General features: G+C 61.8%; 9 protein-coding genes. 4 read left to right on the top strand and 5 right to left on the bottom strand.

Features of this window, described 5'->3' with window-relative positions; all coding sequences use genetic code 11:
• Positions 1-3 precede the first annotated feature (3 nt).
• Positions 4-444 (bottom strand): CHRD domain-containing protein, encoded by a 441-nt coding sequence (locus ACVWYF_RS05565; RefSeq protein WP_457065469.1) that lies wholly within the window; start codon positions 442-444, stop codon positions 4-6.
• Between the two features lie 359 nt (positions 445-803).
• Between ACVWYF_RS05565 and ACVWYF_RS05560 the strand changes: the two genes are divergently transcribed.
• A complete protein-coding gene (locus tag ACVWYF_RS05560; RefSeq protein WP_457065468.1) occupies positions 804-3,665 on the top strand; it encodes a TonB-dependent receptor in 2,862 nt (953 codons plus the stop codon).
• A 111-nt stretch (positions 3,666-3,776) separates the two neighbouring features.
• Here ACVWYF_RS05560 and ACVWYF_RS05555 read toward each other — a convergent pair whose 3' ends face one another.
• The 3 genes from ACVWYF_RS05555 to ACVWYF_RS05545 all read right to left on the bottom strand — a co-directional run bounded on the left by ACVWYF_RS05555 (position 3,777) and on the right by ACVWYF_RS05545 (position 6,788).
• Positions 3,777-4,874: a hypothetical protein gene (locus ACVWYF_RS05555; RefSeq protein ID WP_457065466.1), complete on the bottom strand. Its 1,098-nt coding sequence runs from the start codon at positions 4,872-4,874 to the stop codon at positions 3,777-3,779.
• A 115-nt stretch (positions 4,875-4,989) separates the two neighbouring features.
• On the bottom strand, positions 4,990-6,321 hold the full coding sequence (hflX, locus tag ACVWYF_RS05550; RefSeq protein ID WP_457065464.1) for a GTPase HflX: 1,332 nt from the start codon (positions 6,319-6,321) through the stop codon (positions 4,990-4,992).
• 194 nt (positions 6,322-6,515) lie between these two features.
• Complete coding sequence (locus tag ACVWYF_RS05545) at positions 6,516-6,788, bottom strand: c-type cytochrome (RefSeq protein WP_457065462.1); 273 nt, start codon at positions 6,786-6,788, stop codon at positions 6,516-6,518.
• A 183-nt stretch (positions 6,789-6,971) separates the two neighbouring features.
• On the opposite strand from ACVWYF_RS05545, the gene ACVWYF_RS05540 reads away from it, so the two are divergent.
• Complete coding sequence (locus ACVWYF_RS05540) at positions 6,972-8,087, top strand: glycosyltransferase family 4 protein (protein ID WP_457065460.1); 1,116 nt, start codon at positions 6,972-6,974, stop codon at positions 8,085-8,087.
• A gap of 179 nt (positions 8,088-8,266) precedes the next feature.
• The gene (gene rfbC / locus ACVWYF_RS05535) at positions 8,267-8,812 is read left to right on the top strand and encodes a dTDP-4-dehydrorhamnose 3,5-epimerase (RefSeq protein WP_457065458.1); all 546 of its coding nucleotides are present in this window, start codon (positions 8,267-8,269) and stop codon (positions 8,810-8,812) included.
• A gap of 72 nt (positions 8,813-8,884) precedes the next feature.
• On the opposite strand, the gene ACVWYF_RS05530 is transcribed toward rfbC, so the two are convergent.
• Complete coding sequence (locus ACVWYF_RS05530) at positions 8,885-10,186, bottom strand: UDP-N-acetylmuramoyl-tripeptide--D-alanyl-D-alanine ligase (RefSeq protein WP_457065457.1); 1,302 nt, start codon at positions 10,184-10,186, stop codon at positions 8,885-8,887.
• Between the two features lie 107 nt (positions 10,187-10,293).
• On the opposite strand from ACVWYF_RS05530, the gene ACVWYF_RS05525 reads away from it, so the two are divergent.
• The gene (locus tag ACVWYF_RS05525; protein ID WP_457065455.1) at positions 10,294-12,600 is read left to right on the top strand and encodes a T9SS type A sorting domain-containing protein; all 2,307 of its coding nucleotides are present in this window, start codon (positions 10,294-10,296) and stop codon (positions 12,598-12,600) included.
• The last annotated feature ends 103 nt before the right edge of the window (positions 12,601-12,703 follow it).

Here is a 12,703-nt window from a genome sequence, read left to right as displayed (position 1 = left end):
GGATTACTTCTTTTTGATGTCGCCCCGAATCTCGCCGTTGCTGTAGGTGCCGGCGGTGTGAATGTTCACATACATACCGTTGCTGAGCAATTGAGAAGCTTGGTCGTCGGTGAGGGTTACCGTACCGGTGATGGGCGAAGTCAGAGTGGCGAAGGGAATGGCCACGGGGCCGGAAACCCCGGCCGCACCCGAGTGGATATGCGCGACGCTAGGCGTGAGGCCCTGGTATGTGACCACGTACGAAAGCTGCTTGTTGCTGCTGGTGTACACGCCCGTGAAGGTGCCCGTGGCCGTGGAATTGTTGGCTGGCACCTGCTGAGCACCGTTGACGGTGGCCGTCAATTCGGTGGTGGTGTTGGTGGTGGGGGTGGTGTCATCTTTTTTGCTGCAAGCAGTGAAGAGGCTCAATGCGGATGCTAAAAAGAAAATGTAGGACTTTTTCATTATGAGTAAGTAAATTTAACTTGAAGAAAAAATTAAGTTGGTTTAAGTTATTGCGGCCATAACTTTAACAAAAGAAAAAGGTTTACGGTAATATTCCACAATAGGGACTTATATTTCCATCATTTGTAACAAAAATCAGTCCTTTTCCCAATTTGGGATAAATAGTTGGGCCGAATTACCAGCCAGTGAAATGAAACTTTATCTGGACAGTAGCAGCCATTCAACTTGTTGTCCTTAACAGGGAAATAAGATTATTCTGACTTACTGCCGCGTGAAAATACGGCTGGCCGCTTGCACTATTCTTTGCTTTCTTCTTAAAATTTAATTTTTTAATAATTTTCTTCCTCCCAAGTTTTTGCATGAATAATTTTACCCTGCGTTGCCTTTTACTAGGCATTTCGTTGAGTCCAGCGCTGCTGCCAGCCACTGCCCAGGCGCAAACCCCTGCTACCCCGAACGAAAGCGCCGGGGCCACCTCCGCCGGCAGCTCGTCGAGCCTGACTGGGCAGGTTACCTCTGCCCAAGGGCAGGTACAGCCCAATACATCGGTGTCCATCATCTCGCTGGCTACCAGCCAGCGCCGCACGGTGCTAGCCAGCCAGACGGGCACGTTCACCATTGCCGGGCTGGTGTCCGGTGGGCCCTACGTGGTGCAGGTGCAGCAGCCCGGCTTTCGGGTTCAGAACATCACCAACGTATTTCTGAAAGCCGGCGAAGCCACTGTGCTCACCGTGACGCTGAACCCCGAAACAGTGGCCGTAGGTACCCGCCGCAGTGACCGCACCGCCCTGGAATCGGCGGTGCCGGTTGACGTGGTGGAAATGAGCGAGCTGGTGCGTACCGTGCCCCAAACTGACCTCACCCAACTGCTGCAATACACCGTGGCGGCTTTTAACTCGACGCGCCAGACGGGGGCCGGCGGCTCCGACCACGTGGACCCGGTCAGCCTGCGCGGCTTGGGCACCGACCAGATGCTGGTGCTCGTGAACGGCAAGCGCCGCCACACCACCGCCTTGGTAAACCTGCTGAGCAACCGCGGTCTGGGCAGCGTGGGTACCGACCTCAACACGCTATCCAGCCTGGGGGTGGAGCGCGTGGAAGTGCTGCGCGATGGAGCCGCGGCCCAGTACGGCTCCGATGCCATTGCCGGCGTAATGAACATCAACCTGAAGAGCGACAACCACGGCGGCAGCGTGCTGCTGAGCTCGGGCATCACCTCGGAAGGTGACGGCCTGGCTACGCTGCTGGGCGTGAACAAAGGTTTCCGCCTGGGACAGAAAGGCTTTTTGAACCTGACCGCCGACGCCGACTACCGCGACCGCACCACCCGCGGCTACGCCCGCGACCCGCTGGTGAGCCCCGTGTTCGTGGCCAACAACCCGGCGGCGGAGCAGGCCGCGCTGGCCGCCGCCGGCAAGACTTATAAGGACTTCGAGCAGCACAACGGCGATGCCCGCGTGCGCAACGTGCGCGGCTTGTTCAATGGCCGGGTTGAGGTGTCAGACGCCTTGGCGTTCTACGGTTTTGGCAGCTACAACTTCCGCCGGGGGCAGGCCAACACGCCGTGGGTGCTGCCCGCCACCCAGCCCAATGAGGTGGTGAAGGAGTTGTTCCCATATGGCTACCAGCCCGAGGTGAACACCCGCATCCACGACGGCGCGGGCACGGTGGGCGTGGTGCTGGGCCGCAGCGGTCCTAACCATTGGACCTTGGACCTGAGCAACACCACCGGCTACAACCGGATGACCTACGACCTGGCCAACACGGTGAATGCGTCGCTGGGGTCGGAATCGCCCACTGTGTTTGCCAACGCCGGGGGCTTCCAGTTTCTGCAAAACGTGACCAACGCCACGGCCAACCGCTTTTTTGACAAAGTGCTGGCCGGTACCAACGTGGCTTTCGGCGGCGAGTTCCGGGCCGACCGCTACGAAATCATGCGCGGCGACGAACGCGCCGAGGCCGAGTACGACAACAACTCGTTGGCCCAGCAGGGGGCGCAGGGTTTCAGCGGTTTCGGCCAGGCTTCGGCGGTAGTGGGAAGCCGCACCAACGTGGGCGCTTTTCTCGATGTGGAAGCTGACGTAACCAAGCGCTGGAGCGTGAGCGGCGCGCTCCGCTACGAGAACTATTCCACCTTCGGCTCGGCCTTTATTTACAAGGCGACGACGCGCCTGAAGGTGACGGATTTTCTGGCCGTGCGGGGAGCTTTCAACACGGGCTTTCGGGCACCGTCGCTGCAGCAGGTGCTCTACCGCCAGGTTACTCAGCGCCCGGGCGTGGGCGGCGTGACCTACAACGGCATCTTCAACAACCAGGACCCGTTGCGTATAGCTGTGGGTATTCCGGAGCTATTCGCCGAGAAATCTATTAACTACAGCGCCGGCTTGGTGCTGACGCCCTCACCTGCGTTCTCGCTCACGGCCGACGTATACCAGATTGAAATAAACGACCGCATCACCCTGTCTGGCCTGCTGAAGAAGGAGTCCTTCGACTTCAACCCGCAACTGAAGCAGGATTTCACCACGGCCCGGGTGGACGCGGCCCGATTTTTTACGAATGACGTAGATACCCGCACCCGGGGCCTCGATTTGGTGGCCAACTACCGCCATGCCCTTGGCCGCGGCCAAGTAGCTGTCACCGCTGCCGCCAACTTTGCTAACACCCGCACTTTGCGGCAAAATATTCCGGCCAACTTCCGCCGCCTGCAGGACGACGACGACCCGACCACCAACTACATCGACCCGAGTCAGCTTTCGCTCATTGAAACCGGCAACCCGGCCAGCAAAATTCTGCTCGGCGTGAACTACAACCTCGGTAAATTTGGGGTGGGCCTGCGCAATACCTACTTCGGCGAAGTGAAGTATTACGACGTGGCCCCCGACCCGACTGTGTACAATTTCGGCGGCTACCTGCTGGTGTTCAAGCCCCGCACAGTTACCGATTTGCTCGTGAGCTACCAGCCTGCGAAAGCGCTGACGCTAACCTTGGGTGCGCAGAACCTGTTCAACGTGAAGCCTAACACCATCGACGAAGCCGCTTCCAACGGGGTGGCACCCGGCGGCTTCACTAGCCGCAGCGAGTTCGAGCGGTTTTTCCAGAACCGTTTCGGTTACCCGTCGCCTTTCCCCACCAACCGCGACGTGTACGCCTACGCTCCCGTGCAAATGGGCTTCAACGGCGCTTTCCTCTACCTGAAGGCCGTGTACAACTTCGGTATTTAGGTAACAGATACAAGTAGGGTGCGAGGCCGGCCTCCGCCCGTCGTTGAACGGTTCCGAATGGGGCGTTCAACGACGGGCGGGGGCCGGCCCCGCACCCTACTTCTTTTATCCCTATTTCCGGCTGCGCTGGGCCTTTTGCAGCAGCTTTTTGGGCGGCACGATGAACAGGTCCAGGCTGGCGTAGGGCGTGCCGCCAAGCTGGCTGTCGATGAGGCGGTCGCGGGTGCTGTTGGTGCGGTCGAAGGCGTTGAACTGGTAGTTGTAGCGGTAGCCGGCCTCGATGCCCGTCCAGAGGAAGGACAGCAGCTCATGCTCGTAGCGCAAGCGGAATTTCAGGTCAATCTGGCGCAGTTCCAGCGAGGTGACTCTGGGGTTGTTGGGCGAGGCGAAGGCGTTGCGCAGCTTGAGGTTGTAGTTGTTGCTGGCCACCTCGTAGCCGGCAAACAGCAGCGAACTAGGCGAGAGGTTGCGCCGCACCAGCACCCGGGCCGGAAACAGCGCCTCTACGCCCCAGCGCGGGTTAAACGTGCGGTTGTACACCAGCACCGGATAGATGCTCTGGCGGCCCAGGTTGTAGCCCAGCTGCGCCCCGATGCCCCAGGCAAAGGTGGGGCTGCGCTTCCAGCCGTAGATAAACTCGGAGGTGACCTTGAGGTAGTCTCCCACGTTCAGCTCGCCGGAATTATAGTCGCCGTTGAGCTCGGTTTTGGTGCGGAAGAGGTACCAATGCACCGCGTCCACGGGCCGAATCACGGCCAGCTGCGCCCCAATCACGCTCAGGCCCTTGTTCTCGATGTTGCTGTACAGCCCGTACTGGTCGGTGGTAGCGGGCGTGCTGAACTGGAATTCCTGCCGGTCGTAGTTCAGGCCCAGAATGAGCTTGAGGTGCGGGTGGTTGAGCAGCGGCGCGTAAGCCTTAATGACGAGGTTGGCGTTTTTGCTGACGGTGGTGTTGTAGTCGCCCACCCCGCCCACGGCCGTGCTTTTAAGGCTGAAGTTGCTCGGAATCCGCTCGTATTTCACAATCAGGCCCTTGCTTGGTCCCATGCCCACCACCTGCGAGTTGGCAAACGTCTGGCCATCGGTGCGGCCCACGCCCGTCGTGTCGAGCGGCGCGGGCGGCGGGTACACGGGAATATCCTGCGCGGCCACCCGGCCTAAGCCCAGCAGCAGCAGAGCACCCAAACGAAGAAAACGGACCTGAATCATAACAGAAAAGGCCAGGCCTGATATAGCCCGGCCTTCGCCCTTACGATAATATTCACGTAACGTTCATGCCCAAGCGGGCCGGCAACAATTTGATAATGCCGCCGGGCCGCTTGGGCTATTCGCTGGCCCAGGTGTTGGCCTGGTAGGGGTAGCGCTGCTGGTGCAGGGCCGCCACGCGCTTGCCCAGCAATTCGCGCAGCTCCTCCATGTTGGTGCGGTCCTGGGCCGAGATGAACACCACCGGGTCGTGCAGCTTGGCCATGTAGGTGGCTTGCAGCTGCGCCAGCGGCGGGCGCGGCGCGGTGCCGTCGTCCTCGGCATCCAGCACTTCGCCGAAGGGGTCGTGCTCCACGTCGTCGTGCTTGTACTGGTCGATTTTGTTGAACACCAGCAGCGTGGGTTTGTCGGCCGCGCCGATGTCGACCAGTGTATCGTTCACTACCTGAATCTGCTCCTCGAAATTGGGGTGCGAGATATCCACGACGTGCAGCAGCAAATCGGCTTCGCGGATTTCATCGAGCGTGCTCTTGAAGCTCTCGATGAGCCTGGTGGGCAGCTTGCGGATAAACCCAACCGTGTCAGAGAGCAAAAATGGCGTGTTTTCGAGCACGACTTTGCGGGTGGTGGCGTCCACGGTGGCAAACAGCTTGTTTTCGGCAAACACGTCGGCCTTGCCCAGCACGTTCATCAGCGTGCTTTTACCCACGTTGGTGTAGCCCACCAACGCCACCCGGATGTTGCCGCCGCGCGATTTGCGCTGGGTGTGGCTCTGCTTGTCGAGGTCTTCGAGTTTCTCCTTCAGAAAGGCAATCCGGTCGCGCACGATGCGGCGGTCAGTTTCGATTTCCGTTTCACCGGGGCCTTTCATGCCCACGCCACCACGCTGCTTGTCCAGGTGAGTCCAGAGGCCGGTGAGGCGGGGCAGTAAATACTGATACTGTGCCAGCTCGACCTGCGTGCGCGAGGTGGCCGACTTGGCCCGCAGCGCGAAAATATCCAGAATGAGCAGCGAGCGGTCCACAATTTTCACCAGCAACTCGGCCTCCAGGTTGCGCAGTTGGGACGGCGACAGGTCATCATCGAACACAACCATACTGGTGCCTTCGTGCTGCACGTAGGCCTTGATTTCGGCCAGTTTGCCCTCGCCCACGTAGGTGCGAATGTCGGGCTTTTCGAGCCGCTGCACGAAGCGCTTGGTGGCGGTCGCGCCGGCTGTTTCAATCAGAAACGCCAGCTCGTCGAGGTATTCGGTGGTCTGGGCTTCGGACTGCCGGCGCGGGGGCACCGAGATGAGTACCGCGGTTTCGTGCTCCTTGGCGGTTTCGTAGGTGCCGTTATCGGTCGCCTTCAGCAGAATGCGGCCGGCGCGGCCTTTCACGCCATCGACGGCGCCGACGTGGCGGGTGCTGTTGCCGGGCTTGCGGCCGCCAGATTGGGTATTTGCCATGGGATTTTATTGTTTCAGTATTGAATGGGCTGGATGGGGAGTGGATTCGACTGTAAACGCAAATCCAGCCAAAAAGAACGTCATGCTGAGCGCGGTCGAAGCATCTCTACTGCTTCGTTAGTTCGATTGAATTAGTTGCGCGGTAGAGATGCTTCGGCTGCGCTCAGCATGACAGATGTGAACTCAACTGCTCACTACTTCAAAGTAAGCGAATAGGCCACTACCTGCTGCACCTGCGCCGGGGTGAGCATCTTGCCGAAAGCCGGCATCTTGCCCATGCCGTTGGTGACGAGGTAGGTGCGGCCAAACTCGTTGAGGTTGCTCTTGGTGAGGTCGTGCGCGCCGTTGAGGCCGCGCTTGCCGTTGGTGCCGTGGCAGCGCACGCAGTTTTTCTGGAAAATGGCCTGGCCCGGCAGCGCCGGCGGCGCGGCCGCAGCTACTTGCGGCAGTAGAAGCGGGAGCAGCAAAAAAGCGAAAAGTCGAAGATTCATGGCCAGCACAACACGCAAGGAGCCCACAAAGTACCGGTGTATTTGGTGAAATAGTGAGATGGTGAAATTGTGAGCGTCTGGATAAACGGGTGCGGGTAAAATCCGTAAGGCCGACCTTTGCCCCCGAACTCACTATTTCACCCCTTACCCCTCACCGTCTTGCGCGTCGCCATCGTCATCAACACCAGCTGGAACATTTGGAATTTCCGCGCCAGCCTTGTGCGCGCCTTGCAGGCTGCCGGCCACGAAGTGCTGGCCATTGCCCCGCCCGATGACTATTCGGCGCGCCTCGAAACTGAGCTGGGCTGCCGCTTCGTGCCCATTCTGATGGAGAACAAGGGCACCAATCCCGTGAAGGATGCCGCCCTCACGCGGCGCTTCTACCGCATCTACCGGCGCGAGCGGCCCGACGTGGTGCTGCACTACACCATCAAGCCCAACATCTACGGCAGCATCGCGGCGCGCATCGCGGGCATTCCCAGCATCAACAACGTGAGCGGGCTGGGCACGGTGTTCATCATCAAAAACTTCGTGAGCAAGGTGGCGTTGGGGCTCTACCGCTTCGCGTTCCGCTTCCCGGCCAAGGTGTTTTTCCAGAACGGCGACGACCGGCAGCTATTCCTGGACAATGGCCTGGTGAAGCGTGGCATCACCGACCTGCTGCCCGGCTCCGGCGTCGATACCATCAGGTTTCGGCCCGCCGCCGGGTTCGTGCGCCAAACCCCGTTCGTGTTCCTGATGGTGGCGCGGGTCCTCTATGAGAAGGGCGTGGTCGAATACTTTGAGGCCGCCAAAATCATCCGGCAGGCCGTGCCCGGCACCCGCATTCAGCTGCTGGGCGGCCTCGATGAGGCCGGCGGCGTGGGCGTGCCCCGTGCCACGTTTGAGGAGTGGCTGCTGAGCGGCGACATCGAATACTTGGGCCGCTCCGACGATGTGGCCGCCCACCTGCACAAAGCCGACTGCGTGGTGCTGCCCAGCTACCGCGAAGGCACCCCCAAAACCCTACTCGAAGCGGCGGCCGTGGGCAAGCCCATCGTGACCACCGACGTACCCGGCTGCCGCGAAACCGTGGTCGACGGCCGCAACGGCTACCTCTGCCAGGTGCGCAGCGGCGAGGACCTGGCCGCCAAAATGCTGCAAGTGCTGCGCCTACCCGACGCCGACCTGCAGGGTATGGGCCAGAACAGCCGCTACCTGGCCGAAACCAAGTTTGATGAGCGGCTGGTGCTCGATAAGTACATTGCCGCCGTGGCGGCAGTGCAACGGAAGTAACTGAGGAAGAAGCAAAAGAACGGTCATGCTGAGCTTATCGAAGCATCTCTACCGCTCAATGCAATCCAATTGATTGGTTTACTTCTGCGGTAGAGATGCTTCGACAAGCTCAGCATGACCGTTCTTTTTACTGCTCAACCGCACCAAACCATCCTCCCCAATCTTCTACCTTTGTTCTAATGGAAGTCAAAACGTTCCCAATTGCTGGCCTGATTGAGTTTACCCCCCGCGTGTTCGCCGACGACCGGGGTGTGTTCTTCGAAACCTTCTGCGAGCGCCTCATGGCCGAGGCCGGGGCCGCCGCCCAGTGGGTGCAGGACAACCAGTCGAACTCCAAAAAAGGCGTGCTGCGGGGCCTGCATTTCCAGCGCCCGCCCCACGCCCAGGCCAAGCTGGTGCGCGTGGGTCAGGGCCGCGCCCTTGACGTGGCCGTGGATTTGCGGCCGGCTTCGCCCACCTACGGCCAGCACCAGATGGTGGAGCTGTCGGCCGAGCGGGCTAATATGCTTTACATTCCGGCCGGCTTTGCCCACGGCTTCATGGCTCTGGAAGACAATACCATCTTTATCTACAAGTGCTCCGACTACTACGCCCCCGCTACCGAAGGCGGCCTGCGCTGGGACGATGCCGACCTGGCAATCAACTGGGGCACCGAAGTCCACCCGCTCGTATCAGGCAAGGACAATGAGCTGCCGGCATTCAAGGATTTCGTGAGCCCGTTCTGATTCAATGGGTGAATGAATTGAATGGGTGAATGTGGCAAGGGTCATTCGCTCATTCATCCATTCACCCATTGCCTAAAGCAGCTCCACCAGCGTTTCCAGGGCCATGCCGCGGCTGCCTTTCACCAGCACCTGCCGGCCGCGCACGGGGTTGGCGTGCAGCCATTCGGCCGCTTCGGCTTTGGTGGCGAAATGTTGGGCTGAACCGGCCAGCGCCGCCGCCCGCGCCATTTCCGGGCCAATGAGCAGCACCTGCGGCAATTGCAGCTCCGCCAGCAGCTGGCCGAGGTTGCGGTGTTCGGCGGCGCTCTCGTCGCCCAGCTCAAACATGTCGCCCAGCACTACCAGCTTGGTTTGGCCGGCCGCTCCTACCGGGCGGGCCGCGAAGCTGCGCAGGGCCGCGCCCATGCTGCTGGGGTTGGCGTTGTAGGCATCGAGCACTAACTCGTTGCCGGCGGCGGTGCGTACCAGCTGCGAGCGGTTGTTCTGCGGATTGTAGCCGGCCAGGGCGGCGGCGATTTTACCGGTCGGAATCCCGAAATACTGGCCCACAGCGGCGGCAGCGGCCAAGTTCGGGAAGTTGTAGTCGCCGGTGAGCTGAGCCACCACTTCGGTGTTGTCGCCGAGGCGCAGGGCCACGGCCGGCGCGGCCGAGAGCAGCGTGGCCGGGTAGTTATCCATCACGCGGGGGTAGGTACGGGTGACGGGCACCTGCGCGGCCAGGCTGGGCAGGCGCGGGTCCAGCGTGTTCACGAAGGCCGTGCCGCCGGTGCGGGTCAGGTAGTCGAACAGCTCGCCTTTGCCCAAGGCCACACCCTCGGCCCCGCCAAAGCCTTCGAGGTGGGCCTTGCCGATGTTGGTGATGAGGCCGTGCGTGGGCTCGGCCCATTCGCAGTAGGCCGCGATTTCGCCCCGGTGGTTGGCCCCCATCTCAATCACGGCAAAGTCGTGCTCGCCGGTGCGCAGGCGCAGCAGCGTGAGCGGCACGCCGATGTGGTTGTTGAGGTTTCCTATCGTGGCCAGCACCTTGAATTGCTGCGCCAGCACGGCCGTGAGCAGCTCTTTGGTAGTGGTTTTGCCGTTGGAGCCCGTGATGGCCAGCACCGGGATGCGGAACTGCCGGCGGTGGTGCCGCGCCAGCTCCTGCAACGCCACCAGCGGGTCGGGCGCGTAGGTGTAGTGGATGGGGTCGGAGGCGGCCAGCAGCACATCATTGACCACGGCATGGCTGGCACCGGCGGCCAGCGCCTGCGGGGCAAAGTCGGCCCCGCGAAAGCTGGGGCCATTCAGGGCGAAGAACAGGGTGCCGGGCTGGGGCTGGCGCGAATCGGTGCTGACGAGGCCGCCGGCGGCCAAATAACGGGAATAGAGCAACATACTGTTGAGCTGGAAAAGCAAACCGGGTGTAACTTGCTGCAAAGGTGGGCGTGATTTTTATACCGCGCCCCGCGCATCCTTTTTCACCTGTAGCTCCTCCCTTGCTGATGAATCGTTTTTACGCGTTGGTGCTGGCTTCGCTGGCTTTTTCCGGGGTGGCCCGGGCGCAGTCGGGCAGTGCGGCCTTTGGGTTTGAAAGCCGGGCCACGGCCAAAGTAGTGCAGGGCACCGATACCCTCCGCAATGCCTGGGCCGGTGGCTTCAACACGCCCCAGTTTAGCACCATCGACCTGAACAACGACGGGCAGCCGGACCTGTTCGCCTTCGACCACGAAAGCAGCCGCTGCTACACTTTCCTGAGCGTGGCCGCGCCCACCGCCCCCAACGGCCGCCGCTGGCAGTACGCCCCGCAGTACGAAAGCCTGTTCCCCACCGACCTGCGCGGCTGGGCCTTGCTGCGCGACTATGACTGCGACGGCCGCCCCGATTTGTTCACTTACATCAACGGAGGCGAAATCCGGGTGTTTCGTAATGCTTTGGTGAATGGCCGGCCCAACTTCGCCCTAGCCACCAACCAGATTCGCTTCACCGGCAACTTCACGGGCTCCGCCAACCTCACCATCGGCGGCTACAACCTGCCGGCCATTCAGGATGTGAACGGCGACGGCAAGCTCGACATCATGACGTATGATTTCATCAGCGCGTCGTTCATCGAGCAGTACATCAACACCAGCCCCGGCACCTGCGGTAGCGCCCTCACCTTCACACTCACCACCGACCATTGGGGCGATTTTCAAGCCTGCGGCGGTTGTGCCGAGTTCAAGCTTAACGGCCAGCAGTGCTTCACGGCCGCCAAACCCACCCACACCGGCGGCCACAGCCTGCTGCTGGTGGACCTCGACGGCGACGGCGACCAGGACCTGCTCGACGGCCGCGACAACTGCCCCGAGCTGGCTCGTTTGCTCAATCTGGGCACTACGGCGGTGCCCGTTATTACGCAGGCCGGCATCAGCGCCAGCTTTCCGTCGGCGGCTGCGCCGGCGCGGGTGCCGGTGTTTCCGGCCGGCTATCAGTTCGATGCCAACTTCGATGGCAAGCTGGATTTGGTGGTGGCCCCCAACATGCTCAACAACGTGTCGGACCTGGTGAGCATGCGTAATAACGTGCAGCTGTTCACCAACTCGGTGGCCAGCGGCGCGCCGGTTTATACCAACCAACCGGCCGGGTTTCTGCAAAACGACATGATTGACGTGAGCGAGGGGGCCGCGCCTGCCTTCGGCGACATCGACGGCGACGGCCTGCCCGATATGCTCATCGGCAACCGGGCCGACCGCGTGAACAACGTGTACCGCGCCAATCTCACCTACTACCACAACGTGGGCACCCGTGCCCGGCCGGTGTTCCAGTTCGTGACCAGCGACTACCTGGGCTTGGCCGCTCTGCGCCTGGAAGGCCTCAAGCCCGTGCTCGTGGACCTGAACCGCGACGGAGCCCTCGACCTGGCCTACGCCGCCTGGGACCGGGGAGCCAACATCCTCTACTACATTTTGAACACGGCCGCCGCCGGCCAGCCCGTGGCCTTCAGCGCGGCCAATGCCATCAACTTCAAGCCGCAGGGTGCTACTACCGGCACCGGCCTGCTGCCCTACGCGAAGGACGATATGCCCTGCTTCACCGATGTGGATAACGATGGCTATGTCGACCTGCTCGTCGGTACCAACGAGGTGCGCGAGCCGGGCATGGCCCTGCGCTACTTCCGCAACCGCGGCCGGGGGCCGTTGGATAGCGCTTTCGTGTTGGTGAACAACGACTACGGCCACATCCGCACCGCCTCGGGCGACCGGCCGTCCAACCTGAGCCCCACCGTGGCCGACTTCGACGGTGACGGCCGCCCCGACCTGCTCACGGCCGATGCCACCGGCTACCTGCGTCTGTTCTCCGATTACCGCAATCAGACGCCGGCCCTGTTCGCGGAGCGCACCGATTTGCAGTACAACCCCCTCACCACGCTCTACGAGCCCACCCGCCTGGGCCTGGGCGACTACTCGCACTACGGCCTGGCCGCCAACGACCTCAACGGCGACGGCGCGCCCGAGCTTTTCGTGGGCACCGAGGCCGGCGGCCTGCTGAGCTACGGTACCCGCAACCGCACCGTCACGGCCACCCGCACCGAGGCTGCCCGCGCCCTGGCCCTGAGCATCTACCCCAACCCCGCCACCGCCATGGCCACCGTCGAAACCGCGCTGCCCACCCGCATTTCGGTGCTCGACCTCACGGGCCGCGTGGTGCTGGCCGCCGATGCGGCCCAGCGCCGCCACGCGCTTACGCTTACCGGCCTGGCCGCCGGCGTGTACCTCGTGCGCGCCGAAGGAACGGACGGTGCCGCCGCCGTGCAGCGCCTGCTGGTGCGGTAAGGGCTGTTCAGCCGAAATTTCCCGCAGGGTGCGCAGTGAAAAAGAGCAGTGTTTCGCAGTGTCGTCCAATGGAAAACACTGCGAAACACTGCCCTTTTTCACT

This window comes from Hymenobacter sp. UYAg731 (assembly GCF_054061335.1).
The sequence above is the reverse complement of the archived record's forward strand: the minus strand, read 5'-3'. Positions and strand labels throughout refer to the sequence as shown.

Excerpts from the sequence above, each read along its gene's own strand:
- ACVWYF_RS05555 (WP_457065466.1), bottom strand. The coding sequence starts at position 4,874 with ATGATTCAGGTCCGTTTTCTTCGTTTGGGTGCTCTGCTGCTGCTGGGC.
- rfbC (WP_457065458.1), top strand. The coding sequence starts at position 8,267 with ATGGAAGTCAAAACGTTCCCAATTGCTGGCCTGATTGAGTTTACCCCC.
- hflX (WP_457065464.1), bottom strand. The coding sequence starts at position 6,321 with ATGGCAAATACCCAATCTGGCGGCCGCAAGCCCGGCAACAGCACCCGC.
- ACVWYF_RS05530 (WP_457065457.1), bottom strand. The coding sequence starts at position 10,186 with ATGTTGCTCTATTCCCGTTATTTGGCCGCCGGCGGCCTCGTCAGCACC.
- ACVWYF_RS05525 (WP_457065455.1), top strand. The coding sequence starts at position 10,294 with ATGAATCGTTTTTACGCGTTGGTGCTGGCTTCGCTGGCTTTTTCCGGG.
- ACVWYF_RS05560 (WP_457065468.1), top strand. The coding sequence starts at position 804 with ATGAATAATTTTACCCTGCGTTGCCTTTTACTAGGCATTTCGTTGAGT.
- ACVWYF_RS05565 (WP_457065469.1), bottom strand. The coding sequence starts at position 444 with ATGAAAAAGTCCTACATTTTCTTTTTAGCATCCGCATTGAGCCTCTTC.